Source organism: Chamaesiphon sp. VAR_48_metabat_403 (assembly GCF_031422475.1).
GTDB lineage: Bacteria > Cyanobacteriota > Cyanobacteriia > Cyanobacteriales > Chamaesiphonaceae > Chamaesiphon.
The window spans coordinates 1-24,349 of the sequence record NZ_JANPLS010000018.1; the positions used below are offsets into that span (position 1 = coordinate 1).

The following is a 24,349-nucleotide window of genomic DNA, read 5'->3' on the forward strand; positions in this document are numbered from 1 at the left end:
AACTATTATTGGGCGGAAACTTTCCACCTATTCACCCAAATTTGGGTAGATAGACTGAAAAATTCAGCATATTCCCTGTGCAAAAGCAGAAATTTTCCACCTATCATTCTATTTAAGGTGGATCTGCTGAATTTTTCAACATATTGTAACATTATGCAAAATCCGCCTAAGAAGCTCCTAGACCAAGTTAGGGATGTAATCCGCCTCAAGCATTATTCCTACCGCACTGAAGAAACCTACGTGCAATGGATTGTTCGATATATTTTGTTTCATAACAAGCGTCATCCCAAAGATATGGGAGTCCCAGAAATAGAGGAATTTTTAACTCATCTAGCAGTCGAAGGTAATGTTGCAGCCGCTACCCAAAATCAGGCTCTCAACGCAATTTTATTTCTGTATCGCCAAGTTTTGCAGCAAGAACTAGATAGCCGCATTAATGCCATTCGTGCCAAACGTCCACAGCAAATTCCGATCGTGCTTTCTCCCGATGAAGCTTTTGCCATCATTCACCAAACCACCGGAGTTCATCGGCTAATGCTGCAACTACTCTACGGTAGCGGACTGCGCTTGCGCGAATGTATGCAGCTACGAATCAAAGACATCGACTTTGCCCAGTCTCAAATGGTCATCCGCTGCGGCAAAGGTGGTAAGGATCGAGTCACACTGCTACCTCAAAGCGTTGTTGAACCTCTGCAAATTCACATTCAACAAGTTCGCCTCATCCATCAGCAAGATTTAGAACTCGGCTATGGGGCAACTATATTACCTTTTGCTTTCAGTCGCAAAGATCCCAATGCTCCTCGTCAATGGGTTTGGCAATATGCTTTTCCCGCGTTAACTCGCTGTCAAGATCCCAGAGGTAGCGGGATTGTCCGGTTTCACCTCCATGAAAGTGGCTTGCAGAAAGCTCTCAAACAAGCCGTGCGAATGGCTAAGATCTCCAAGCGGGTTAGTTGCCATACATTTCGTCATTCATTTGCCACCCACCTGCTTCAGAGTGGTTATGACATTCGTACTATTCAAGAACTACTGGGTCACAAAGATGTCAAAACTACGATGATTTATACCCACGTTTTGAATCGTGGTGGGCGAGGTGTTGTGAGTCCACTCGATCGTTAATCACTGCTCAGACAAGTGAGGCGATCGCTTTCATCATTCGATCGAGATTAATTGCCTCCGCGATCGTCTCGAAATGTGACTAATTTAGCCAGGAACAACTTGAGTAGTTGTTATAATCTTCGGTAGCAATACTGACCCCAATTGATAATTTCTCCCTATGTCTATTTCCCGCCGTCATTTCTTGACACTGGCTGGGGCAAGTGCTACCAGTAGCTTTGTCCTCGCTGGATTAGAACATCTATATCGCCCATCTGCGGCAATATCGGCACTCAAATCACCGCAAGTTAAGGGTTACGGTGCGTTAGTCAAAGATCCCAACGGAATTTTAGATCTACCTGCGGGATTTAGGTACACAATCGTTTCCCAAAGCGGCAAGCAGATGAGCGATGGCACGATCGCCGCCAGTAATTTCGATGGCATGGCTGCTTTTGAAGGTAAAAATGGCTCGACAATTTTAGTTCGCAATCACGAACTTAGGCTGAATGATAAGTCTCGCGTCATGGCTGCTCCCGATCGGATGTACGATCCCAATTGTAGGGGCGGTGCCACAACTCTCACGATCGATCGAGATCGCCAGTTAACTAAAGAATATGTATCTCTAGCGGGAACTAATGTCAACTGCGCTGGCGGTACAACACCTTGGGGGACATGGATTAGCTGCGAAGAAAATACTGCCATGCCAGGAATGCCAGATACAGGCAAAGGGAGCGTAACCAAACCTCACGGCTATAATTTTGAAGTCCCGATCGATAGCCAAACGCCAGTGGTACCAGTACCATTAGTCGCAATGGGCAGATTTCGCCACGAAGCGATTTCGATCGATCCGCGCACTGGGATTGTCTATCAAACCGAAGACGATCCGACTGGATTATTCTACCGCTTTATTCCTAAACAGCCTGGAAAATTAGCCGCAGGCGGCACCCTTGAAGCCCTCAAAATTGTCGGCAAACCCCAAATTAATACCAGACAAAACTTCCCAGTTCGGCAAAAATTCGCTGTAGAATGGGTGCGAATTGAAGAACCAAATCCGCTCGAAAATACCGTCCAAAAGGAAGGTTTTAGCAAAGGTGCCGCTCAATTTATGCGCGGGGAAGGCATCTGCCATACTAACGGCTCTTTTTACTTTACCTGTACCCAAGGCGGTAATGTTTTGGCAAATCTCCAAGTCGCTCCAGGGCAAGAAGCCAGAGGTAATGGACAAATCTGGAAATACACCCCTGGAAAAACTGCTAAAAACGGTGGATCGATCGAACTATTTTTAGAACCGAACGACGCTAACATCATTGACATGCCCGATAATATCACGCTCACACCAAATGGTCATTTGATTGCTTGCGAAGATGGTAGAGGCGAACAAAGATTAGTCGGCATTACCCCACAAGGTGGAACTTATACTTTCGCCCGCAATGCCAGAGATAATAGCGAACTTGCTGGGGCTTGTTTTGCTCCAGGTGGTCGCACGATGTTCGTCAATATCTACGATCCAGGGCTAACTCTAGCAGTCTGGGGCAATTGGGCAAAGGTGTAATTAACGATCTCGATCGATCGAACCATCCAGCGATCGGTCATCGATCGATACACCTCCCCGATCGAATTAAACTTAAATTCGAGTTTCGGTCGCATATAATAGTGCTATCCACTCATCCCGCGCCGATAATGGACAAAAATAAGTTAACCGTAATTGCTTGTACTGGTTCGATCCTAGCTGCTGCACTATTTACAGATCCCAGTTATGCCATGCCACTGCAAAGCTTTGGCGATTACCTTCGGTAGGCGATGCCAACGCGATCTCCAAGTTGTAGATGGAGCATCTGTGCCAGAGAATCGAGTTAATACTTCCCAATCGACTGAAGACGGGATTTCACCATTGAATTACGAACGCCGATTGCAGCAAACAGCTCTGAGTAAATTTGGGTGTGGCTGCACCAATTGTGTAACGGCGATTCGCCAAGAAGTAAAATCGGGCGAACTTGGGATCTAATTCAGCGTCACGCCTAATTGCTGTGCCGCAATTCTACAGCCATTGCAATCACAACTAAAACTTTTCCCAGCAAGCTGTTTTTGTCGTGCGAGTAAAGCTTGGTGGGCAGATTTGGGGTCGATAACAGGTGCTGCTACTGGTTGAATTTTCCAGACTTTGAATGTTGTTGTCTCCGGCTGAGGTTGGGGCTGATTAGCTTGAGCGAGATATGTGGCTCCAACCATTCCCGCCGCAGGTAGCCATAGTAAGTTAAATAATTTCATTTTAAATATTTCTAAGCGATTCGATCGCTATTATAAATCTGTCTGAGCGATTTCTAGCATTTTACGACAAGTGGAAATTGTGAAGATTTCTACTTGTCAATACCTGAATGTGCATTCATGTGTTAGGATATTAAGATAACTAAACAAAAGAACCATCATGTCTACTGTTACCCAAATGAAATGTGCTTGTAACTCTTGCCTGTGTATCGTTTCGCTCTCTGATGCGATCGTCAAAGACGGCAAACATTACTGCGGCGATGCTTGTGCGAATGGTCATACTACCGGACAAGGTTGCGGACATACAGGCTGTGGCTGCGACAAATAAATGTCAGATCGATCTACCGAACCAGTAACGATCGAAAATGGGGAAGATCTTTGTTGTGAAGCTCCCCATCCCACTCACTCTGACGATGCAAATTCCCCACCCACCGAAATGCTCTCGGTGGAGAAGGCACAGCGTCTGTCAGAATTTTTGGGCTTTCTAGCCGATCCCAATCGGTTGCGAATTCTCTCGATCCTCGCAGCAAAAGAAATGTGCGTTGGCGATCTAGCGGCGATATTGGAGATGAACGAATCGGCTGTATCCCATCAGTTAAGAACGCTCAGGGCAATCCGATTGGTCAATTTTCGCAAACAAGGGCGGCACGTATTCTATAGCCTGCAAGATCGCCAGATTCTCGACTTTTACCAGTTGGCGATAGAGCAGATCGATACAACAATCTAAAATTTAGTTAACGTCAATTTGGGTCTCGATCGCGATCGGTTTAGCACATAAAATGATTATTATTATCAATATCTTGGCAATTCTCCGATCTAGCCTGGGCACACTAGAGTCGTACACCAATCTCGGTTAATGACAATGGAAGCCAATAAATTGACGATTATGGCCTGTTCTGGCTCGATCCTCGCAGCTACTCTGTTTGGTAGTCCCAGTCAGGGGATGCCAGTACAGAGTACCAAAGGCGGCGATCTCCAGATCGCTGGTTTAGCCGTTCGCGCTGGGCATTCAACCAAGATTCGACAATCGGATCGAAACGAACAGTCGCTGTTGTCTGCAAGTTACCAAAGACGGCTACAACTAGCAGCCTTTACTAAATTTGGTTGTGGTTGCCCTAATTGTGTGAGTGTGATTCGCGAACTAGTTAAATCGGGCGAATCTGTTATTTAGCTGATAGGCGATTCTCTGAAAGAGAATCGCTTATTTTAGATCGATTCAATTAGATGAATAGAACTTATTTAGCTACAAAAGGTGTATATTTACCACCCAATCCTTCGACGATCGCTTTAGTATTGGAAACTAACATCTGCTGATAAGTTCCACCTGGACTATTCGCTTCACCCAATCCATCAGCATAGATTTCCTGCTGTGCTACTTTTACTTTTGCTTCTTGAGCGATCGCAGTAATTAGTTTAGGATTGAGTGTCAACTCTGCATAAATAGTCGGTACTTGTGCCTTTTTAATTTTACCAACTAGTTCTTTGGCTCTAGCTGCATTTGGCTTTTCTTCTGTACTCAATCCTTCTAAAGCATCAACTGGAATACCATAAGCTTTTGAGTAATACCCTAGTGCATCATGAGTGGTAAACAATACTTTTTTAGCAGCAGGAATTGTGTTTATTTGCGATTTAATCCAAGTATCGAGTTGCCCGATTTCTGAAGTTAATTTTTGGGCATTTTGCTTGTAAGTTGCTGATTGGGCTGGGACAACTTTTTCTAAACTAGTTGCGATCGTTTCAGCAATTTTAATCCCATTCTGGGCATTATGCCAAACATGCGGATCTGTTGTGCTTTTACCATCTTCCTCAAATGTCTGAGGTTGCGGTACGGCAACTTCATGTACGGCTACTTTCGGAGCGGGGTTAGATGTCGCCTTAATCGCTTTGACTAGCTCTGGTTCAAAATCATAGCCACCATATAAGACGAGTTTGGCATCCTCAATCGATTGTCTGGCTTCTGGTGTCAGTTTATAAACATGAGGATCGCTACCAGGTGCAAGCAAGCAGACTACATTTACGGTGCTAGCTGCAATTTGTTTGGTCAAGTCGCATAATATAGTATTAGTCACAACTACTTTCGGACTGCTAGCCGTAGTTGCGGCTGGAGTTGTGGCTGGAGTAGTTTCGCTAGCAGTGGGGTTAGCGGCATCTGTAGGTTGTTTGCTGGCAGGGGTGGTGCATCCAGTGAGCATCCCGAATGTTAGTAGTGATGAGACGATCCAGTTAAAACGCAGTGGGTGTTTTGAGTCTGAGCGACGAGGGCTAATTTTCACGATCGAATATTGGATGGGTAAGTTTTGGTCGATGAGTCTTGTGTGAGGCACAGCATCTATGGCGATTGATTTATGCTAGAATGAGAATCATTATCGACACAAATTAGAATTATCTTAAAACGTAGAGTCGCTTACTGTCAATTGGACTTGTAAGTTAGTACACAATTAGATTCAGATCGCTGAATTTGCTGCGATATTTATCAATGCCGGATCGAAACTAGCCCCAGCCAATATTTGTAGTGCAGATTCGATCTTGCTAAAAATCGGAACCTCACTTTTTTTAAGCAAGATCTATAATTAGTCATCTGCTTAAAGTTTCACCGATCGCTAATTCACTTATAAGGGTAAAACAATTATGGTAAACACTTTAGATAATCCCTCCAACGCCACCGTTCCAGTCACTGTCCTAACTGGATACTTGGGCGCAGGAAAAACCACCCTACTCAATCATATTCTGACCTACGAGCATGGTAAGAAAGTAGCCGTGATTGTGAATGAATTTGGCGAAATTGGCATTGATAACCAGTTGGTTGTCAGTACCGACGAAGAAATATTTGAGATGAATAATGGCTGTATTTGCTGTACGGTACGTGGTGACTTAGTACGAATCATTGATAAACTCATGCGACGGCGCGATAAATTCGACCATTTAGTCATCGAAACAACTGGTTTGGCCGATCCTGCTCCCGTAATTCAAACCTTTTTCGTTGATGAAGATGTCCAACTGCATACTCATTTAGATGCGGTAGTAACTGTTGTAGATGCCAAGCATATTCAACTTCACTGGGATGCAGATGAAGCTCAAGAGCAGATTGCATTTGCCGATACAATTTTGTTGAATAAAACTGACCTAGTTACTGTTGCTGAATTGGACGAACTCGAACGTAAAATTCGCAGTATGAATGCGATGGCAAAGATTTATCGGACTGAAAATGCCCAAGTAAATATGGATGCAGTTTTAGAAGTTGGTGGCTTCGATTTATCTCACGCGCTGACGATCGATCCAGATTTCTTGGGTGAAGAAGCTCACGTTCATGATGAATCCGTCAAGTCAGTAGCATTAGTACTATCGGGAGCGATGGATATCAATAAAATTAATGATTGGTTGAGCGATCTACTACCAAATCAAGGCCCCAATATCTTTCGGATGAAAGGGATTTTAAATATTCACGGACAAAAAAACCGCTTTGTCTTTCAAGGCGTACACATGCTATTTGATGGTAAACCCGATCGCGAGTGGCGAGTTGATGAGCAACGTAAAAATGAGTTAGTCTTTATCGGACGAGATCTCGATGAGGCTAAATTACGATCGGATTTTACTAAATGCTTAGCAACAGGGATCGGATTTGGGAAATGACGATAATTTCACCCACAAACCGACCGAACAAATAACTCCCCCCGTCGCCCCCGGCTGCTAACCTAAGGTAATATTGCGATCTAACCTGCCCGCCGCCAGCCATTTACCATCGTGCGAGAAGGCTAAATTAACGCCCAAAAACTATCCGCTCCTACTGCTAGATAAGATTTTAGAATCTCAGTACTAGTAATAGGAGCGGTCTAGGGGGTCTGTTCGCTGGAACCTGGCTGCTGAGAGAAACTCTACAAACAAACAGGAGTGAATCTAGAACGATTCTATAGACAAACCGATAAGTTTACTAGAGGACAGTCCCAGCACTCAGCCGGCTAACTCCAGTTTCGAGACCCAGACGTGTACTACTCTCGATCATGGGCACCACCTCCTAATATAATAATTGGATAGCTGTACTAGACAACGGGTAATTTACTACCTGAGCTTAATTTAACATAAGTGAGCAGAGTTGGCAATCAGAATTTGGGTAAGTTTAAGTTAAATTAAATTAACTTAAATTCAACGATCGATCTACTTTTACTATCTAACTTACGACACAAAACTTAGCTTAGTAGTGTCGGTACCCGTACGTCATCAGTAAGATTATCTATACCCGAATCCTGGAGTTTTTCTATAATTGCGATCGTTTCCCGCTCGAACACGACTTGAGCGCGATTTGTGCGTCCGCCTAGATACAATTTACCGTCCTTAACTACCGCCCAAATTTGGGAATGTGAGAAGTAACTCATGACTACTCCTAGCATCAGCAACCCAAAGCCTAAATAGACGATCGGAATTCCCGGATCGGCTTTAATTTGGAGTCCGGTTCCGCCGATTACTTCGAGGACTTTTAAAGTAACGCCATTGACTTCTAACTCACCACCAGCGCGGACACTGGAGACTAGTTGCCCCTTGGTATCGTAGACTAATAATGTCCCTTGTAAATCTTTCGCTAATAGCGAAACACCTTCACTTAAATCTGGCTTAGTGGGAATCCACGTTCCCCAAATTCGATTTTGGGCACCTTGTCCGATTTGCGCCATTGGTAATCTGAAGATCGGACTATTATTAATTCTGACTTTGACACCAGAAATCGACCAGTCGGTTTGATAGTAATAAACGCCATCATATTTTAACGGTTTATTAACATAAATCGTCTGCCGATCGAGTTCTTTCTTACTGCTATTATCGACAACTGATAGATCTGAATAAAATTGATCGATCGTGCCAGCAGGTGTATATTCAATCCAGAATCGGTTGACTTTAACCGACCAATTTTTCGGAATTTGGTTGCGTGCTAAAGGGCCAGCATCGAGAATATTTTTAACTTGAAATGTTTCGCCGCTCGGCACCATTTCTTGAGCGAGAAACCCTGTCATCGCTCCCCAAACGCCACCCAATAAAGTAAGAATCATGCCGACGTGAACGATAATCGGCCCGATTTTACCGATTAAGCCTTTGCGCGCGTAGAGTTTATCGCCTTCTGTAAAAATTTGGTATTTCTGGGTTTGTAATTGGGTAGAAAGTGCTTCTAAATTGCGATCGTCAATTTCGGCACTCAGAGCCAATCTTTGAAAGAATTTAGGATTATCGTAAAATTTCCACTTCCGCGCCGATTTGAGCATCGGTAACTGTGTGGTAAAAGTACAAGTTAGCAGACTAATTCCAAATAGCACTAGTAATGCTAAATACCACCAGGTTCGGTATACATGGTCTAGTCCGATAACTTGAATTACTTTCCAAGTTAGGAATCCAAACAGAGCCGGACTTTCGGGATAATTAGTCTGATAGAATCCTGGCGTTTCGCCCTGCTCGATGACTGTCCCGATAATGCTCAAAACTGCGATAATCAGTACTAATGCGATCGCAAATTTAAGGTTGGCAATTACTGGTACTATTTTCTTACGCCACCATTGTTGTGGTATTTGCCAAAAATTAAGTGGAGCTACGTTAGATTCGATCGACATTCGATTTTAGATTTTGAATTTTTTATAATTAGCTAGTAATTTAAGTTCGATTACCATATAGATTTAAATCTAATAAACAAGTATTTATATCGGTTCTAAATTAGCTGTGAGAGGCAAGTTTGGTTTTGTTTTAACCGCAGCGGTGCGCGCTTGTCAGGTTTCCCGACAGTGTAGTGCAACAGCGACGTGCGTTCTAGAGGTTCCCTCCAGGTCGAGCGCGTCAAGACAAGACAGAGGCGAGAAGAGGAGTTATTATAAATTATTTAAAATTAACATATCGATTTGTCTGTTCTCAAGATCGATCGCAGACTAAAAGCTGGGAATTCTAGTTAGTAATGAAAATACCCCAAAACTAATCAAGAGAATTCCACTTGTTGGGGTAATCCAACCCGACCATTTGCGGACTTCTAATAACTTTTTAATAACTGCTGTAAATGTACCTGCCAATATTAATGGTGCCACATAACCAGCCGTATATGCCAGGAGGAGTACCGTACCCAACCAAATATTTCCAGTACTGGCTACCCAAGCGAGTAAACTCGCGAGTACTGGTGTGCTGCAAGGTGATGCGACTAAGCCAAAAGTGACACCGAGTAAATAAGATCGCGCACCGTTTGGTAAATCTTTGGGAATCCAATCCATGCCGCCAAAATCGGGGAGTTGGAAGGGTAGAGCTTCGAGCAGATTTAATCCCATCAAAATTGCTACTATGCTGACAAAAATCGGCAAACCCAAGCCAATTTGACCGTATACTTTACCTACTACGGCTGCAAATATCCCCAATCCCGCCAGTGTCGTCGCAATTCCCGCGCAAAAAAATGTCGATTGGAGTGCGGCTTGCCAACGACTTTTGTATTCGTAGCCACCGATATACCCAATCGTAATCGGTAACATCGATAGCGTGCATGGTGTCAGACTAGTCAACAATCCAGCCGAGAAGATCGTTGCTATAGATACCCAGGTAATTTGCGTCAGTTGTTCGGTTACCAATCGATCGGCGAAATGTTCGAGTTGATATAGTGTGGTCTGAAGATCGATCGTCGAGATATTCATGGGGATAAAATGAGACAAGATCGCTGGTAGCAACTAACCGCCGATCGATAAGGTGGCGTTAGTTATTAGTTATAGCAAGATTTAACGGGTTGCGTCAGCTCGGTAAATACGCACTTTAATCCGGCAATATTTTGGTAAGTAGTTGCCGATCGAGCGATCTTCATGAGATAATTGTAGACTGTGTTTATTTTATTCCCGCGTTGGGTCTGTAAAGAGTATGGCAGCCAAAAAGGGCGTTCGTATTATCATCACCTTGGAATGCACTGAGTGTCGCAGTAACACTGCTAAACGCTCGGCTGGTGTATCCCGCTACACGACAATGAAGAACCGCCGGAACACCACCGCTCGGTTGGAGTTGAGCAAATTCTGTCGTTATTGCAACAAGCATACGACACATAAAGAAATCAAGTAAGTAGTATTAACTATTTACTGCCTCGATTTGCTAAACCGTCGAACTCGACGTTGGCATAGCCGCTCCGAGAGGAGAAACGCAAATCGCTATCCACTATCTTTCTATCCACGAACAACATGGCTTATTTTCGCAAACGGTTATCGCCCATTAAACCCGGAGATCCAATCGATTACAAAGATGTAGATTTACTTCGCAAGTTCGTCACCGAGCGCGGCAAAATTTTACCTCGGAGAATTACTGGCTTAACATCCAAGCAACAAAGAGATATGACGCTTTCGATCAAACGCTCCCGTCAAATCGCCTTGATGCCATTTATCAACGTCGAAGGTTAAATCTGATTGAGACTAACGCTATCGATCGAACGCTCTCGTCAAATTGCCTTGATGCCATTTATCAACGTCGAAGGTTAAATCTAATTGAGACTGACGCTTTCGATCGAACGCTCTCGCCAAATCGCATTGATGCCATTTATCAACGTCGAAGGTTAAACCATTAAGGGATAAGGAATGAGGATTGCTAGTAGCTTCAGGTTTCCAGCAAACTTCATGCCTTAACATTCCTGGAGTCATAGCGGCGATCGCGCATTCACATTACACTAGAGATCCGGACTGAATCGCTATTGGCGCAGCCATGACGATCTCACAACACGTAACAACGAACCGTTACAAAGGAAGAAACAGGGGTGGAGAAGGGAACTCTAGTTGAATTTTGGCACAATGGCGAACGCCGTCTGGCTATCGCAGATCGTCCAGAAGGGAAAAAACACTGGATTGCGATCGACGCTCGGACTCAATCGCATACGCTTCATCCCCGCGATATTACTTATGAAGTTGCTGGGGTTACCTATAAGCAGCCCGCCGAGATCGATCGATTCAGTGCCCAAGTCGCACCGAATATCGATCCCGATAGCTTAGAAGTCGCCTGGGAAATGTTGGTAGAAGACGGGGAAACAGTCGATCCACCGACACTCGCAGATTTATTATATTCCGATCGCACCCCAGCTCTGTGTTACGCCGCCTACGTCTTGCTCTCAGAAGACAAGATTTACTTCAAAAATAAAAAAGAAGATAAATACGAACCCCGCAGTCGCGCTCAAGTCACCGAACTCAAGCACCAAGCCACTGTCAAAGATCGAAAAGAAATCGAACAGCAAGGATTTATCGATCGCGTTCGGCAACAGTTAGCAGGTACCCCCGTAGAGTGGGAAGATACCGACAAACAGCGGCTCGAAGTCCTGGAAAAATACGTCCTCAATCCAGATCTGCCACCGTCGAAACTCGGAGAATACCTAACAGCTCTCAACCGCCAGCAAACACAACCAGCCGTATTCTCGCTCCTCGTAGAATTGGGATGGTGGAGCATCCATGAAAACATCCATCTGCGTCGTTCTCAGACTCCCGTTCACTTCTCACCCAAGATGCAAACCGTGGCGCATGAATTACTAACCAATCCACCCGTCGATCTCGATGCCACCCGTCGCCGCGATCTTACCCATCTCAAGGTATACACGATCGACGACGAAAGTACCCAAGAGATCGATGATGGATTGAGTTTGGAACTCTTGCCAGACGGACGGCAAAAGTTATGGATTCATATTGCCGATCCGACCCGATTATTATCGCCTGAAGACGAGTTCGATCTCGAAGCCCGCAAAAGATCGGTCACGATTTATCTCCCCACCGGGATGATTCCGATGTTCCCCCCCGATCTGGCTACTGGCCCAATGAGCCTCAGACAGGGCAAAAAATGTTGCGCCTTGAGTTTTGGGATAATTCTCGATGAGAGTGGTGCCGCGAGCGAATATGAGATAACTACCAGCACGATCGAACCGACTTATCGGCTCACTTATGAAGATGTCGAGGAAATGCTGCAACTGCGGATTCCGGGAGAGCTAGAAATTGAATCGATTGCCAAAGCTGCCAAACTGCGGAACCAATGGCGGACATCGCAAGGGTCGATTAATATCAACATGCCAGAGTCTACCGTCAAAGTCAGTGGCGATGAAGTCTCGATCGATCTAATTGAAGATAATCGCGCGCGCCGCCTAGTCGCCGAAATGATGATCCTCGCAGGCGAAGTCGCGGCTAAATACGGACAAGACAATGCGCTCCCCCTGCCCTATCGCGGACAGCCCCAGCCAGAACTGCCGCCAGAAGAAGAACTAATCCTCATCCCAGTCGGCCCCGCACGCTCCTGTGCCGTGCGGCGGTGTATGCCCCGGAGTGAAATGGCAACTACGCCATCGCGACACGCTAGCTTGGGTTTAAACACCTATTCTCAAGTTACCTCGCCGATTCGACGGTATACCGATTTACTGGCTCATTTCCAAATCAAAGCACATTTGCGCGGCGATGAATTACCATTCACCACCGAACGATTGCAGGAAATTATGATGGGATTGGGGACGAATATCTATGAAGCGACGATGGTAGAACGGCAAACCAATCGTTATTGGACTCTAGAATACCTCAATCGATCGGGCGATCGCGAATGGGATGCTTTATTCTTACGCTGGTTGCGAGAAGATGAAAGTCTCGCCCTGATTTTAATCGAAGAATTAGGCATCGAACTTGCCATGAAGTTCAATCGCTGGGTCGCTTTAGGCGAACCAATCCAAGTTCAAGTCGCCTTGGTCGATCCGCGTCAGGATATCATTCATCTCCGTGAAATTGCCATTCAACCCGCTAATTCTGCGGCATAGCACGATCGAATATGGCAAAAAAACAAAAATTCCCCCACCTCCTCGGCTCGAAATGGACGGCGACTCAAAAGATGTGGGGATGGCGACATTTTCAAGTTGTCAATCGCAAGCAAGATGGCAAGTGGGTTTTTGCCGAAATGGTTTCATCGTGCGATCCGACTGTCAGGTTTTGGTTGAATGCCCAAGCATTTAAAGATCGCAGTCAATGGCAACCGGGCTGGCAAACGCTCGATGAGATGGCATCAGAGCCAGATGAGTTGGTATTTATCGAGTAATTACCCTCATATATTGCACTATCCACTATTCACTAAAAACTAGTAATTATGTTTAGATGCAAGATGATTAGTATCTGGCAAAACTAACGATCGCAAACTTTCGTTACCCATGATACAGTAGAGCTGTCTTGCCGCTGGTTACGATGATGGTGTTTAGATCGATCGTCCTCGATCGGGGATGAGGCGAGCTAATGCCACTTAGGACAGAACACCCGGCGAGCAGCTTATTAGCGCAGCCAAGGATACAACCTCATAATGAAAGTTATTTATGACCCAGACCGAGATATTCTCCAAATTACCCTCAGCGATACTACCGTTGAGGAAACAGCGCGATTTGCCCCAGGTTTGGTGTTAGATTACGATGTCGATGGTAATTTGATTGGCTTGGAGATTGACAAGGCATCCACCAAAATGGATAGTCCTTATGCTATTTCTTACTGTGTGGGCGAAGCAAATTTTGATAAGCCCCGACCGAAAGAGCTGGTGTAGGTAAATGAGGGGACGAAACGACCGCAACGAACCGATCGCCAGCCCCCGATTTTAACTGGGATCGGGCATTCCGCCACGAGCGGTGCGCGCGCGCCAACATCAGCTTGTCAAATTATGAAAGTAGCCAAATTAATTACCGATTTTATAAACGGCTCTTGCCATTTGTAAAATCGTCACTCAAACCGATCGCGACTAGAGTGAAAACACTCGCACCAAGCAGCGGGTTTCAATCATTCTCCCAGGACTCTTTACCGACCAAATCGATAATGTGTCCTCGCAATAGATAATCTTGGTCGTCTAGTAGATGCTCGACTTGCAACCATTGACGGCCGCTAAAAAATTTCTTTAGTTCGTAAATGCAGTGCTGTCGCTCTAATAAGCCTCGCGCGACTAGATCCCGCACCTCATCCCGCAGATCGGTCATGCAATATCGTTCGATTACAGCCATTGTCTTATCCCTCTTTAAAAAATTAATTTAATCGAGTATTTAAGCAAGTCTTATTACCTATTAATTTTCCATCGATCGACATCCGGTTACATCTATCGATAGGTAGATTTTACTTTACAAATTGGCAAAAACAATCCATCTTTATAAAGATATTATGTTGTCCGAAAGTTAGCGATCCTGTTTCCACATCGGCTCGTTGAGTAAGACGAAGTGACAAATAGTTTCATGACGATCTGGTGCATAATCGATCGATGCGACAGCCCACAATATTCCTTTAGATAGTAGTACATTTACCATGACTGATGCAGTGCGAATCCTGATGTGTGCCCCGCATCATTACGAAGTAGATTATGTAATTAATCCCTGGATGGAAGGTAATATTCATCGTTCGTCGCGGGAACGCGCCCAAGCAGAATGGGAGCAGCTTCACCAGGTATTAGAGACTTACGCCACGATCGAACAGATCGAGCCGCAGCAAGGTTGGCCAGATATGGTATTTACGGCAAATGCGGGGCTAATTTTAGGCGATAATGTCGTGCTGAGTCGCTTTTTTCATGCCGAACGTCAGGGTGAAGAACCTTATTTTCAACAGTGGTTTGAAAGTCAGGGGTATAAGGTACATGTCTTACCCAAAAGTCTGCCATTTGAAGGGGCTGGCGATGCCTTGCTCGATCGATCGGGTAGGTGGCTGTGGGCGGGTTATGGCTTTCGATCGGAGTTAGATTCGCATCCTTATTTAGCCAAATGGTTGGATGTCGAGGTGCTGTCGTTACGGTTGGTCGATCGCCGATTTTATCATTTAGATACTTGCTTTTGTCCGCTGACGGATGGGTATTTGTTGTACTATCCAGGGGCATTCGATACTTATTCTAACCGTTTAATTGAGTTGCGCGTACCGCCAGAAAAACGGATCGCGATCGATGAAGTAGATGCGGTCAATTTTGCCTGTAATTCGGTCAATATCGACCGGATTGTCGTGATGAATAAAGCTAGTGACAGCTTAAAACAGATGTTAACCGATCGCGGGTTTACACCGCTCGAAACGCCGTTAGGAGAATTCCTGAAAGCGGGTGGGGCGGCGAAATGTTTGACTTTGAGAGTCAACGAACCTCACCAAGAATCGCCCCAAACTTCGACAGTTCAAAACCGGACGATCCAGATCGAAGGACATCTCCTCGATTCGGGACTGGTAAATCAAGTTCTCGATACGATCGTTGCTGGTGGTGGTAGTTTTCAAGTTGCTAATTTCCAGCTCGGCGCACAGCGACTGGATACATCAGTGGCACAGGTAAAAGTATCCGCTCCCGACTCGACGGTCATGGCCGACATTATGGGGCAATTAATCGACCTGGGCGCGACGACCATCTCCGAAGATACAATTGCTGCTAACCTAGTCGCGGTGACCCAGGCAGGGGTCGCTCCTGACGATTTTTATGCCACGACAATTTACCCCACCGAAGTCTCGATCGACGGAGAGTGGTTGAAGGTACAGGGACAACGGATGGATGGCGCGATCGCAGTAGCTAATACTCCCAGCGGGAAGATCGTCCGGTGTAAACTGTTGCGAGATCTCCAATTAGGTGAATCGGTAGTAGTGGGTAGCGAGGGCATCCGTACCAAACGCAACACCACAACGATTAAAAAAGCGGCAACCGAAGAATTTAGCTTCATGGGCGCGGGGGTTTCCAGCGAACGACGCGTAGAACTAGTCGTCGAACAAATCGCCTGGGATCTACGCCGGATTCGCGATCGCGGTGGTAAAGTAGTGGTCGTTGCTGGGCCAGTAGTCATTCATACAGGCGGCAGCGAACACCTCAACCGCTTGATTCGCGACGGTTACGTTCATGCCCTCTTGGGTGGTAATGCGATCGCCGTCCACGATATCGAGCAATCTTTAATGGGCACCTCCTTGGGCGTAGACATGCAACGCGGCACCTCCGTCCACGGCGGACACCGCCACCACCTCAAAGCCATCAACACGATTCGTCGCTGTGGAAGTATTGCCAACGCCGTCGAACAAGGCATCTTGACAAGTGGGGTGATGTATGAATGCGTCAAACATCAAGTACCCTTCTCTCTAGCCGGATCGATTCGCGATGATGGCCCTTTACCCGATACGAAGATGGATCTGATCGAAGCCCAAGCAGACTACGCGCGCTTAATTGAAGGCTCCGACCTAATCTTAATGTTATCGAGTATGCTCCACTCGATCGGAGTGGGTAACATGACCCCCGCAGGTGTAAAAATGGTTTGTGTAGATATCAATCCCGCCGTAGTAACTAAATTAAGCGATCGCGGCTCGATCGAGTCGATCGGTGTCGTCACCGATGTAGGATTATTTTTAAGCCTGTTAATCCAACAACTCAATAAACTCACCGGACAATACGATCGGGTTTAGTTAGGGGATAGGGAATAGGGAATAGGGGATTTTGGATTTTGGATTGAAACTTTATATATCCTCCCAGTCCCCCGTCTCCCAGTCCCCCGTCCCCATCTCCCCGTTCCCCGCTCCCATCTCCCCCCTCCCATCCAGAATCGTTATTATGCTTGAAGTAAAGCCTATTCTAGCCCAACAATCTATGGTCATTTCTACCCGCTATCCAGTCATGGTAATTGGGGGTGCAGAAGATAAGGTTAACGGCTGTGAGATCTTGACTGCCTTCTTTGAAAGTGCTGGTGGGCAGCAAGCTACCATTGGAATCGTACCGTGTGCTTCCCAAGAACCCAGCGTTGTTGGAGATCGTTACTACAAAATCTTTCAGGGGATGGGTGCCGAGCAAGTTCAGGTACTTGACATTCGACAGCCGAGAGAGTGCGATGAAGAGAGATGGTTGAATATTTTGGAGCGATGTACGGGTATCTTTATTACAGGGGGAGATCAACAGCGACTGTGCGATCTCATCGGGGGGAGTAAGTTTATCGCGTCCATCAAGCAGCGGATTGCGCTGGGCGATATCGTCATGGCGGGAACTAGTGCTGGTGCAGCCATCGTTGGTGAAAAGATGATTGCTGGCGGGAGTAGCGGCGAATCACCAAATCAACTGTTAGTCGATCTGACTGAGGGTTTGGGTATTTTCCCCGATCTGCTGGTAGATCAACATTTCCACAACCGCAATCGGATGGCGAGATTGATGAGTGCGATCGCCGCCCATCCCGATAAATTGGGGATTGGCATCGATGAAGATACCTGTGCCGCTTTTGATGGCGATGGCACATTTGAAGTCATCGGTAAAGGTACCATTACCATCATCGATCCTAGAGCATTGACCCATACCAACTATTTGGATGTGGTGAAAACCTCGCCATTGAGCCTGCACAATCTCACCGTACATGTTTTGAGTAGAGGCGATCGCTATGACTATCAGCAGCGGACTGTCTTACCCTCTTAACGATCGCTGGGACAACATCGATCGCGATTACTTGTGTTCGATCGAGCTACAACAATCCCTCGACTAGAATTAGTACCGTTGAAATTGTTTGGATTTTGAAATTCGATCCACACCATACTTTAGACGGCTTTTGGAGCAATTATAGTGCGCTGAGATACTTTATAAATATCGATATCAACAAATATGTAGCATGAGATACAGAACTAGAGGCCCAACTTGAAATTAAGTTAAGAGTAAGATTTTTATATATGTACGTGAGATTTGAGTAGCTAAGATGCTTAACCTCAGGCTTCCATAACTCGATTTAAGAGTTCTAGTATTACATTTAATTGCACAGCACTAACTACAGCACATTACATTTATGAAAATTCTCCAAACCCAAACGCTTCGAGGCCCGAACTACTGGAGCATCCGTCGCTCAAAGCTCATTCTCGTGCGCCTGGATTTGGAGGATCTGGCCGATCGACCGTCCAACACCATTCCAGGCTTTTATGAAGGTTTAGTGGCAACTTTGCCCAGCCTGGAAGAGCATCACTGCTCGCCGGGATGTCGTGGGGGCTTTTTGAGTCGGGTCAAAGAATCGACAATGATGGGGCACATCTTAGAGCATGTAGCCTTAGAATTACAAACATTGGCGGGGATGGAAGTTGGCTTTGGGCGCACCCGCGAGACTGCCACAGACGGCATTTATCAAGTTGCCATCGAGTATCAAATTGAAACCGCCGGACGCTATGCCGTCCGAGCCGCGCTCCGGCTGTGTGAGAGTATCGTCGATACGGGCAGCTATCCTCTGGCCGAATTAGAGCGAGATTTGAATGACTTAATAGAACTGCGAGATGAAGCCGCTTTGGGTGCCAGTACCGAGGCTCTGGTGCGCGAAGCTCAAACATTGGGCATCCCGTCGATGACGCTAGATACTTGCGATCTGATTCAGTTTGGCTATGGTAAATATCAAAAACGGATTCAGGCGGCTTTAACTTCTCACAGCAACGTGCTGGGGGTAGAGCTAGCTTGCGATAAAGAACGTACTAAAAAAATTCTGGCGAGTATGGGCGTACCTGTGCCCGTCGGGATGACGATCGATTCCTTTGGCGAGTTAGCAGGGGCGATCGAACGATTGGGCTACCCGATCGTGATTAAGCCCTTAAATGGCAACCACGGGCGCGGTGTGAGTATCGATATTAAAACGTGGGAACAGGCGGAAGTCGCCTACGATCGCGCGCGGGATATCTCTAAGGGCACGATTGTCGAACACTTTTATCAAGGTCGCGATCACCGGATTTTGGTAGTAAATCACAAAGTCGTAGCAGTGGCAGAGCGCGTCCCCGCACACGTTGTGGGTAGCGGGTTGTGGACGATCGCCGCCCTCGTCGAGCAGGAAAACCAAAATCCGCAGCGCGGCAAGGGTCACGATAATATGCTCACCCAGATTGAAATCGACGACTCGACCAAGGAACTACTCGATCGGCAAGGCTATACAATCGATACCATTTTGCCAGAGGGCGAAATCTGTTACCTGCGGGCGACGGCAAATCTCAGTACGGGCGGGATCGCGATCGATCGCACCGATGAAATTCATCCCAATACTGTCTGGATCGCCGAACGCGTCTCGCATATTATCGGTCTAGATGTAATCGGCATCGATGTAATTACCACCGATATTACCAAAACCCTCGCCGAAGCAGATGGGACTATCGTCGAAGTCAATGCCGCACCAGGCTTGCGGATGCACATCGCTCCCAGTCAAGGTGTCGGTCGGAATGTGGCTGCGCCAATCCTGCAAATGTTATTCCCCCCCGGAACGCCAACGCGAATTCCGGTCGTGGCAATTACGGGTACTAATGGTAAAACGACAACTACTCGCGCGATCGCCCACATCTTCAGCCAGGTATATGATTCAGTCGGCTTTACCACCACAGACGGCATCTATATCGGCGATCGCTTAGTCGAAAAAGGCGATACGACAGGCCCTCAAAGTGCCCAAATTATTCTCCAAGATCCGACGGTGGATATTGCCGTCCTCGAAACCGCACGCGGCGGCATTCTCCGCTCTGGGCTAGCCTTCCAGTCCTGCGATGTCGGGGTGGTATTAAATGTCGCAGCCGACCATTTGGGCTTAGGCGATATCGATAATATCGACCAAATGGCAAGAGTCAAAGCCGTCATCGCCGAATCAGTTCACGTCGATGGTTATGCAGTACTCAATGCCGACGACGATCGCGTCGCCGCAATGGCAAAGCATGTCGTCGGGAAGGTGGCTTATTTCTCGATGGACTCAGACAACCCCTTGATTCGCGCCCACGTCCAGCGGGGGGGCGTTGCTGCCGTGTTCGAGCAGGGCTACATTTCGATCTTGCAACAAGATTGGGTCCACCGAATCGAGAAAGTCGAGCGCGTACCGATTACCTTAGGCGGACGGGCACCATTTATGATCGCCAATGCCCTCGCCGCGAGTCTAGCCACCTTCGTTCAAGGGATGAAAATCGAGCAAATTCGGGCGGGCTTACGCACCTTCCGGGCTTCGGCAGAGCAGACCCCCGGACGGATGAATTTATTCAACCTTGGCAATTATCACGCACTGGTAGATTATGCCCACAATCCTGCGGGGTATGCAGCAGTTGGTAGTTTTGTCAAAAATTGGCCGGGTAAATCGATCGGGGTCATTGGCGGCCCAGGCGATCGGCGCGATGAAGATCTGATCGAATTAGGTCGGCTTTCTGCCACCTTCTTCGATCGGATTGTCATCAAAGAAGATGAAGATCTGCGCGGTCGCAATCCGGGTGAAGTAGCCGCATTAATCGTCCAAGGCATCGCTCAAGCCCAAACCGAGACTCCCGTCCCCCACACGATTCAGCTCAACGAAGGCGAAGCACTCGAATGGGCATTAGATCGGGCGGCTGACAATGCGCTGGTCGCAATTTTCGCCGATAATGTCACCCAGTCGATCGCGCTGATTATGTCCCGCAATCCGATTATTGACGATGCCTCAGCTACATCGCCAGCAGATCTCAAACTAGTCGGTCTGCCAATCGTCGCACCAGTGGCGATCGGGAATAGCAATAACGGCGATAGTGCCCATGTGTTGTCGGCAAATCCGAATAGCTAGATTTAGATCTGGCATTAAAACATAGTGGATAGTGCTTAGAGTATGTTGAGATCCCCGACTTCTTAAACTCGACTTTAGCCATTAGAGGTTTTCTGTGGAGAAAACCTCTAATGGCTATTTTGACTACTAGATGAGTAAAGAGTTAGCAGCTCAAATTAACTCCACTCATAAATCTCGATTAAATTAAGAGTTCGGATAGTTGTTTTAAATTGCAATCGATATTATTGAATACCGGAATATCTGTAAATTCTGATAACTCTCGTAAAAATAATGGAGAACTCGAACAAACACCAGAAATTGCATCAGGAACTAGCCCAAATTCGGTCTTGAGGACGTTCAATCCACCGATCGCACCAAAAGTATCATGAGCAGCAAATATCAGCTTGTGAATGCGCGATCGCACATCAGGTGATTTTAATAACAGTGCTGTTTCTCTTTGTAAAATGCCATCTGCTAGCTCAACGCACCAATAATTTTTAGGATTATTAGCATATTTAAGATCGAGATCGTTAAATATTTTTACTACTTCTTTTTCTTCTAATAGATAAGTAGATGGAAATCCAAAATGAGTAAAATCATTAACGATCGAAGCCCCAGCATCTTGCATGTGTAAAATATCTTTCAGGCTCGCCGTACCAGTCACCTTCGACGCTCTAACATCATATCCCATCGTCGTTAATGCCCAACAACAAGCCGTTGCACTAGTACTCTTGCCAGCATTCATACTAGTTCCAATAAATAAAATCAACTTGGATCGATCTTCTTTCTTCTCTGTTTTTTTAGGCTTAATTAATGGATAGTTGCGGGTATTTAATACTTCGCCATTGAGTTCGCAAACATAACCCAGCACTTTAACTTGAGTAGGTTCTTTGACTGATGAATTTTTAACTTGGACGTTACCAATAATACCCGATCGAGCTAACAGATCGACCTTTGTTTCCATAGTCTTGGGAATCGTCCCTTCATAAAAATCAGGCGCGTACCGATTGCCAAATACAAAGATGGCTGTCGAGCCTTCATTGAGCCGATGAATTCTACCTGACTTATTTTCTAGCTCGGCATGTTGACCGAGCCGAGTAATTTTTCCATAGACAACATCGCCATTTTCTGGTCGTTTGTCTAGAAAATTATAATATTTAATTTGTTTCCTACTAATCGTAAATGCAGCACTAGGGAGAATATACCAGTCGGGAATCTTATGCATCCGATCGATCGTCGCTAGACGAAGAGTGAGCTTAGAGAACTATTTAGTACTATCTTCTCGCGACTCGATCGATTCCTGCTGTGATGTTTTATGCAATCTCTAATAATTTTTATAAACCGTTACTTATATATATGAGTAATAAAATATTAATTACGATCGATCTAAATCTTGCGCTGCCAATATACGCGGCACGACAATTAAAAAATAGATCCACCACAGTATAATTAACATAGCTACTGGTAAAGTCAACCACAAAGTATGGAACGAAAGCCAACTACCGACAATAATTGTGATGCCAGTAAGGATAATCGTCCAAGGCTGGCACCACCAAGGTTTAGATTGCCACAGATTGTTATTATTCATAGTTTGCAATCGATCGTTGATTTATTAATAGTTGTCGGTTGTTTGTCAATGTTAAAATTCACAAATAGATATTGGTTTGAGCAGGCAAATTTTCTCCCGCGCTCTAAATTATCCGCCCAATTTGCGAATCTCCTGAGTCAATCGCTCCACCTCGCTGGTATTTCCTTGCTGTCGATATAATTCGATCGATTTACGGTAATCGGCAATCGCGCCAGATCGATCTTTTAATTCTAATTTAGCATTACCGCGATCGACTAAAAAATATGCTTGTGCTGGATTGAGTTGCACCAGTCCATTTAGTGCTTTGACAATTCCCCGATAATCTTTAAGCTGTTGATAAATTTTTAATTGCTCTGCATAAGCATCGATTTCATTCGGGTTAATTTTCACCATACTGGCATAATCTTGAAGTGCTAAAGACCATTCTTTGCGCCCCCGATAAATTTCTGCTCGGTATGAGTAAGCGCGGAGATTATTAGGACTGAGTTGAATAATTTTAGTGTAATCGGCAATCGCACCCGTTAGATCGCCAGTAGGTTTCCGAAAATTTGCCCGACTATCATAAGCACTAATATTTTCAGGCGTAATTTTAATAATTTGAGAAAAATCTTCGATCGCACCTGGAAAATTATTAAGCTGTACCCTCACCCCCGCGCGATTTTGATAAGCCAAAGTATTTTGAGGATCGATGGCAATCATCTTAGTATAAGCCGATTGCGCGCCTGGTAAATCGCCCTGCACCTGAGCGACGATCGCCAGTAATAAGTAAGCCTGAGTATACTTGGGATCGAGGGCAACCGTGCGATTGAAATCTGCTGCGGCACCTTGATAATTCTGGTTGGCATACAGAACATTACCGCGTAAATAATAAGCACTAGCATTCCGATCGTCTAACTCGATCGCGCGATTTAAATCTGATAATACCGCAGATCGATCGCCCAACATTTGATAAGCATTGGCGCGCAAATAATAAGCTGCTGCTTTTTTGGGATTGGCGGCGATGGCTCGATCTAATTCGGCAATGGCTCCTCGATAGTCGCCAGTCTGCATTTTAACAGCCGCACTTACCAACCCATCGCTACCCGCTTCGGTAGTTTTATTATTAGTAGTAGTCGCCACTTCCAGCCGCAAACCAGCTTGACTTGCTAGGGGAACGAACACACTTGCCAAAATGCCTAAATTAAAGCCAGTTTTAATTCTCGCATCGGGGTTAATCGCCGAAGCTGTGCTACTTTTTTCGACATCCCCCCGCCCATGAATTGCCACTAACTCGCCTTGCTCGTTGAGTACGCTACCCCCACTCATGCCTGGTAACGTTAGATTGGTATATACCAGCCCATAACCATTCTGCATCGGCTGTTTGCTACTAGCTGTCACCCGTCCTTCAGTAAAGTTAAATAGGGACTTACTAATCGTTTGGGTAGTTAAGGGAAAACCACCGACATATACCCGCGAACCTTCAGCAATCGATCCAGCTTGCCTGACTTTGACAGTGCGATAATTCTGAGTACTGATAAACGACACTAACGCCAAATCAGCACCGGGTAAGATTTTAATTTTAGCCCGATCGAGTCCGTACCGTCGCCCATCGGGTGCAATCAGCTCGTACTTGCGCTCTTCTTTCACGACATGAGCCGCTGTCAATACGGTGTATCCCTGCGGATTTTTGGCAACTAGCACGCCAGATCCGATCGAATTTTCGGTCTGAATTTCGACAGTAACAGCTTTAGCAACTTCCGCAACTTGATTCGCGGGTAGGCTCCAGCTTGGCGATGCAACTAAGCAAATCGCACTCGCAATCGGCAGTCCTAAAAAGTGCCAAGATTTATACATAGCAAATAGATCGGGGGTTTGATGATGTCGTTATCTAAGCTTAATATGCAGGCGATCGACAACACAAATAATCTTAATCTCAATTAAGTTATTGCAACATCGGATCGATCTGTGGTGACATGATTATC

The 24,349-nt window shown here is 45.9% G+C and carries 25 protein-coding genes; 15 read left to right on the plus strand and 10 right to left on the minus strand.

Annotated elements, in window-relative coordinates:
* Window positions 1-153 precede the first annotated feature (153 nt).
* From RMO79_RS00870 to RMO79_RS00880, 3 genes are all read left to right on the plus strand, one after another.
* Window positions 154-1,119, plus strand: a complete 966-nt coding sequence (locus RMO79_RS00870) for an integron integrase (RefSeq protein ID WP_310481156.1) — start codon at window positions 154-156, stop codon at window positions 1,117-1,119.
* Window positions 1,120-1,276: 157 nt separating this feature from the next.
* On the plus strand, window positions 1,277-2,647 hold the full coding sequence (locus RMO79_RS00875) for an alkaline phosphatase PhoX (RefSeq protein ID WP_310481157.1): 1,371 nt from the start codon (window positions 1,277-1,279) through the stop codon (window positions 2,645-2,647).
* A gap of 204 nt (window positions 2,648-2,851) precedes the next feature.
* On the plus strand, window positions 2,852-3,100 hold the full coding sequence (locus RMO79_RS00880) for a hypothetical protein (protein WP_310481158.1): 249 nt from the start codon (window positions 2,852-2,854) through the stop codon (window positions 3,098-3,100).
* On the opposite strand, the gene RMO79_RS00885 is transcribed toward RMO79_RS00880, so the two are convergent.
* Window positions 3,097-3,363, minus strand: coding sequence for a hypothetical protein (locus RMO79_RS00885; RefSeq protein WP_310481159.1), 267 nt, complete (start codon window positions 3,361-3,363; stop codon window positions 3,097-3,099). The genes RMO79_RS00880 and RMO79_RS00885 overlap by 4 nt on opposite strands.
* Window positions 3,364-3,520: 157 nt before the next feature.
* On the opposite strand from RMO79_RS00885, the gene RMO79_RS00890 reads away from it, so the two are divergent.
* The 3 genes from RMO79_RS00890 (at window position 3,521) to RMO79_RS00900 (ending at window position 4,531) form a co-directional block, all read left to right on the plus strand.
* On the plus strand, window positions 3,521-3,688 hold the full coding sequence (locus tag RMO79_RS00890; protein ID WP_310481160.1) for a metallothionein: 168 nt from the start codon (window positions 3,521-3,523) through the stop codon (window positions 3,686-3,688).
* A complete protein-coding gene (locus RMO79_RS00895; RefSeq protein ID WP_310481161.1) occupies window positions 3,689-4,087 on the plus strand; it encodes a metalloregulator ArsR/SmtB family transcription factor in 399 nt (132 codons plus the stop codon).
* 135 nt (window positions 4,088-4,222) lie between these two features.
* Window positions 4,223-4,531 (plus strand): hypothetical protein, encoded by a 309-nt coding sequence (locus RMO79_RS00900; RefSeq protein WP_310481162.1) that lies wholly within the window; start codon window positions 4,223-4,225, stop codon window positions 4,529-4,531.
* 64 nt (window positions 4,532-4,595) lie between these two features.
* On the opposite strand, the gene RMO79_RS00905 is transcribed toward RMO79_RS00900, so the two are convergent.
* Complete coding sequence (locus RMO79_RS00905; RefSeq protein WP_310481163.1) at window positions 4,596-5,552, minus strand: metal ABC transporter solute-binding protein, Zn/Mn family; 957 nt, start codon at window positions 5,550-5,552, stop codon at window positions 4,596-4,598.
* Window positions 5,553-5,988: 436 nt separating this feature from the next.
* Here RMO79_RS00905 and RMO79_RS00910 point away from each other — a divergent pair, with 436 nt between their 5' ends.
* Window positions 5,989-6,990: a GTP-binding protein gene (locus RMO79_RS00910; RefSeq protein WP_310481164.1), complete on the plus strand. Its 1,002-nt coding sequence runs from the start codon at window positions 5,989-5,991 to the stop codon at window positions 6,988-6,990.
* A 554-nt stretch (window positions 6,991-7,544) separates the two neighbouring features.
* Here RMO79_RS00910 and RMO79_RS00915 read toward each other — a convergent pair.
* Both RMO79_RS00915 and RMO79_RS00920 read right to left on the minus strand, forming a co-directional pair.
* On the minus strand, window positions 7,545-8,948 hold the full coding sequence (locus RMO79_RS00915; protein ID WP_310481165.1) for a cytochrome c biogenesis protein: 1,404 nt from the start codon (window positions 8,946-8,948) through the stop codon (window positions 7,545-7,547).
* 309 nt (window positions 8,949-9,257) lie between these two features.
* Window positions 9,258-10,001 carry a cytochrome c biogenesis protein CcdA gene (locus RMO79_RS00920; protein ID WP_310481166.1) on the minus strand — a complete coding sequence of 248 codons (744 nt, stop codon included), beginning with the start codon at window positions 9,999-10,001 and terminating at the stop codon, window positions 9,258-9,260.
* Window positions 10,002-10,218: 217 nt separating this feature from the next.
* Between RMO79_RS00920 and rpmG the strand changes: the two genes are divergently transcribed.
* The gene (gene rpmG, locus RMO79_RS00925; protein WP_310427688.1) at window positions 10,219-10,413 is read left to right on the plus strand and encodes a 50S ribosomal protein L33; all 195 of its coding nucleotides are present in this window, start codon (window positions 10,219-10,221) and stop codon (window positions 10,411-10,413) included.
* Window positions 10,414-10,529: 116 nt separating this feature from the next.
* Entirely contained in the window at window positions 10,530-10,745 is a 216-nt protein-coding gene (rpsR, locus tag RMO79_RS00930; protein ID WP_295617498.1) for a 30S ribosomal protein S18, read from the plus strand.
* A gap of 18 nt (window positions 10,746-10,763) precedes the next feature.
* On the opposite strand, the gene RMO79_RS00935 is transcribed toward rpsR, so the two are convergent.
* Window positions 10,764-10,982 carry a hypothetical protein gene (locus RMO79_RS00935; protein ID WP_310481167.1) on the minus strand — a complete coding sequence of 73 codons (219 nt, stop codon included), beginning with the start codon at window positions 10,980-10,982 and terminating at the stop codon, window positions 10,764-10,766.
* A gap of 113 nt (window positions 10,983-11,095) precedes the next feature.
* Here RMO79_RS00935 and RMO79_RS00940 point away from each other — a divergent pair, with 113 nt between their 5' ends.
* From RMO79_RS00940 to RMO79_RS00950, 3 genes are all read left to right on the plus strand, one after another.
* Window positions 11,096-13,114: a ribonuclease R gene (locus RMO79_RS00940; protein ID WP_310481168.1), complete on the plus strand. Its 2,019-nt coding sequence runs from the start codon at window positions 11,096-11,098 to the stop codon at window positions 13,112-13,114.
* An 11-nt stretch (window positions 13,115-13,125) separates the two neighbouring features.
* The gene (locus tag RMO79_RS00945) at window positions 13,126-13,389 is read left to right on the plus strand and encodes a TIGR02450 family Trp-rich protein (protein WP_310481169.1); all 264 of its coding nucleotides are present in this window, start codon (window positions 13,126-13,128) and stop codon (window positions 13,387-13,389) included.
* 255 nt (window positions 13,390-13,644) lie between these two features.
* Window positions 13,645-13,878, plus strand: a complete 234-nt coding sequence (locus RMO79_RS00950) for a DUF2283 domain-containing protein (protein ID WP_310481170.1) — start codon at window positions 13,645-13,647, stop codon at window positions 13,876-13,878.
* Between the two features lie 226 nt (window positions 13,879-14,104).
* Here RMO79_RS00950 and RMO79_RS00955 read toward each other — a convergent pair whose 3' ends face one another.
* A complete protein-coding gene (locus RMO79_RS00955; RefSeq protein WP_310481171.1) occupies window positions 14,105-14,326 on the minus strand; it encodes a DUF4327 family protein in 222 nt (73 codons plus the stop codon).
* A 168-nt stretch (window positions 14,327-14,494) separates the two neighbouring features.
* On the minus strand, window positions 14,495-14,623 hold the full coding sequence (locus tag RMO79_RS00960; protein WP_310481172.1) for a hypothetical protein: 129 nt from the start codon (window positions 14,621-14,623) through the stop codon (window positions 14,495-14,497).
* Between RMO79_RS00960 and RMO79_RS00965 the strand changes: the two genes are divergently transcribed.
* The 3 genes from RMO79_RS00965 (at window position 14,622) to cphA (ending at window position 20,821) form a co-directional block, all read left to right on the plus strand.
* Window positions 14,622-16,724: a TIGR00300 family protein gene (locus RMO79_RS00965; RefSeq protein WP_310481173.1), complete on the plus strand. Its 2,103-nt coding sequence runs from the start codon at window positions 14,622-14,624 to the stop codon at window positions 16,722-16,724. The genes RMO79_RS00960 and RMO79_RS00965 overlap by 2 nt on opposite strands.
* A gap of 145 nt (window positions 16,725-16,869) precedes the next feature.
* On the plus strand, window positions 16,870-17,715 hold the full coding sequence (locus tag RMO79_RS00970) for a cyanophycinase (RefSeq protein ID WP_396136486.1): 846 nt from the start codon (window positions 16,870-16,872) through the stop codon (window positions 17,713-17,715).
* Between the two features lie 361 nt (window positions 17,716-18,076).
* Window positions 18,077-20,821, plus strand: a complete 2,745-nt coding sequence (cphA, locus tag RMO79_RS00975) for a cyanophycin synthetase (RefSeq protein ID WP_310481174.1) — start codon at window positions 18,077-18,079, stop codon at window positions 20,819-20,821.
* Between the two features lie 178 nt (window positions 20,822-20,999).
* On the opposite strand, the gene RMO79_RS00980 is transcribed toward cphA, so the two are convergent.
* The 3 genes from RMO79_RS00980 to RMO79_RS00990 form a co-directional block, all read right to left on the minus strand.
* A complete protein-coding gene (locus RMO79_RS00980) occupies window positions 21,000-22,025 on the minus strand; it encodes a hypothetical protein (RefSeq protein WP_310481175.1) in 1,026 nt (341 codons plus the stop codon).
* Between the two features lie 150 nt (window positions 22,026-22,175).
* The gene (locus tag RMO79_RS00985) at window positions 22,176-22,388 is read right to left on the minus strand and encodes a DUF6737 family protein (RefSeq protein ID WP_310481176.1); all 213 of its coding nucleotides are present in this window, start codon (window positions 22,386-22,388) and stop codon (window positions 22,176-22,178) included.
* Window positions 22,389-22,496: 108 nt separating this feature from the next.
* Entirely contained in the window at window positions 22,497-24,221 is a 1,725-nt protein-coding gene (locus tag RMO79_RS00990) for a tetratricopeptide repeat protein (RefSeq protein WP_310481178.1), read from the minus strand.
* Between the last annotated feature and the right edge of the window lie 128 nt (window positions 24,222-24,349).

Coding starts and splice junctions, on each gene's coding strand:
- RMO79_RS00870 (WP_310481156.1), top strand. CDS start 154: ATGCAAAATCCGCCTAAGAAGCTCCTAGACCAAGTTAGGGATGTAATC.
- RMO79_RS00875 (WP_310481157.1), top strand. CDS start 1,277: ATGTCTATTTCCCGCCGTCATTTCTTGACACTGGCTGGGGCAAGTGCT.
- RMO79_RS00880 (WP_310481158.1), top strand. CDS start 2,852: ATGCCATGCCACTGCAAAGCTTTGGCGATTACCTTCGGTAGGCGATGC.
- RMO79_RS00885 (WP_310481159.1), bottom strand. CDS start 3,363: ATGAAATTATTTAACTTACTATGGCTACCTGCGGCGGGAATGGTTGGA.
- RMO79_RS00890 (WP_310481160.1), top strand. CDS start 3,521: ATGTCTACTGTTACCCAAATGAAATGTGCTTGTAACTCTTGCCTGTGT.
- RMO79_RS00895 (WP_310481161.1), top strand. CDS start 3,689: ATGTCAGATCGATCTACCGAACCAGTAACGATCGAAAATGGGGAAGAT.
- RMO79_RS00900 (WP_310481162.1), top strand. CDS start 4,223: ATGGAAGCCAATAAATTGACGATTATGGCCTGTTCTGGCTCGATCCTC.
- RMO79_RS00905 (WP_310481163.1), bottom strand. CDS start 5,552: ATGCTCACTGGATGCACCACCCCTGCCAGCAAACAACCTACAGATGCC.
- RMO79_RS00910 (WP_310481164.1), top strand. CDS start 5,989: ATGGTAAACACTTTAGATAATCCCTCCAACGCCACCGTTCCAGTCACT.
- RMO79_RS00915 (WP_310481165.1), bottom strand. CDS start 8,948: ATGTCGATCGAATCTAACGTAGCTCCACTTAATTTTTGGCAAATACCA.
- RMO79_RS00920 (WP_310481166.1), bottom strand. CDS start 10,001: ATGAATATCTCGACGATCGATCTTCAGACCACACTATATCAACTCGAA.
- rpmG (WP_310427688.1), top strand. CDS start 10,219: ATGGCAGCCAAAAAGGGCGTTCGTATTATCATCACCTTGGAATGCACT.
- rpsR (WP_295617498.1), top strand. CDS start 10,530: ATGGCTTATTTTCGCAAACGGTTATCGCCCATTAAACCCGGAGATCCA.
- RMO79_RS00935 (WP_310481167.1), bottom strand. CDS start 10,982: ATGACTCCAGGAATGTTAAGGCATGAAGTTTGCTGGAAACCTGAAGCT.
- RMO79_RS00945 (WP_310481169.1), top strand. CDS start 13,126: ATGGCAAAAAAACAAAAATTCCCCCACCTCCTCGGCTCGAAATGGACG.
- RMO79_RS00950 (WP_310481170.1), top strand. CDS start 13,645: ATGAAAGTTATTTATGACCCAGACCGAGATATTCTCCAAATTACCCTC.
- RMO79_RS00955 (WP_310481171.1), bottom strand. CDS start 14,326: ATGGCTGTAATCGAACGATATTGCATGACCGATCTGCGGGATGAGGTG.
- RMO79_RS00965 (WP_310481173.1), top strand. CDS start 14,622: ATGACTGATGCAGTGCGAATCCTGATGTGTGCCCCGCATCATTACGAA.
- RMO79_RS00960 (WP_310481172.1), bottom strand. CDS start 14,623: ATGGTAAATGTACTACTATCTAAAGGAATATTGTGGGCTGTCGCATCG.
- RMO79_RS00970 (WP_396136486.1), top strand. CDS start 16,870: ATGCTTGAAGTAAAGCCTATTCTAGCCCAACAATCTATGGTCATTTCT.
- cphA (WP_310481174.1), top strand. CDS start 18,077: ATGAAAATTCTCCAAACCCAAACGCTTCGAGGCCCGAACTACTGGAGC.
- RMO79_RS00980 (WP_310481175.1), bottom strand. CDS start 22,025: ATGCATAAGATTCCCGACTGGTATATTCTCCCTAGTGCTGCATTTACG.
- RMO79_RS00985 (WP_310481176.1), bottom strand. CDS start 22,388: ATGAATAATAACAATCTGTGGCAATCTAAACCTTGGTGGTGCCAGCCT.
- RMO79_RS00990 (WP_310481178.1), bottom strand. CDS start 24,221: ATGTATAAATCTTGGCACTTTTTAGGACTGCCGATTGCGAGTGCGATT.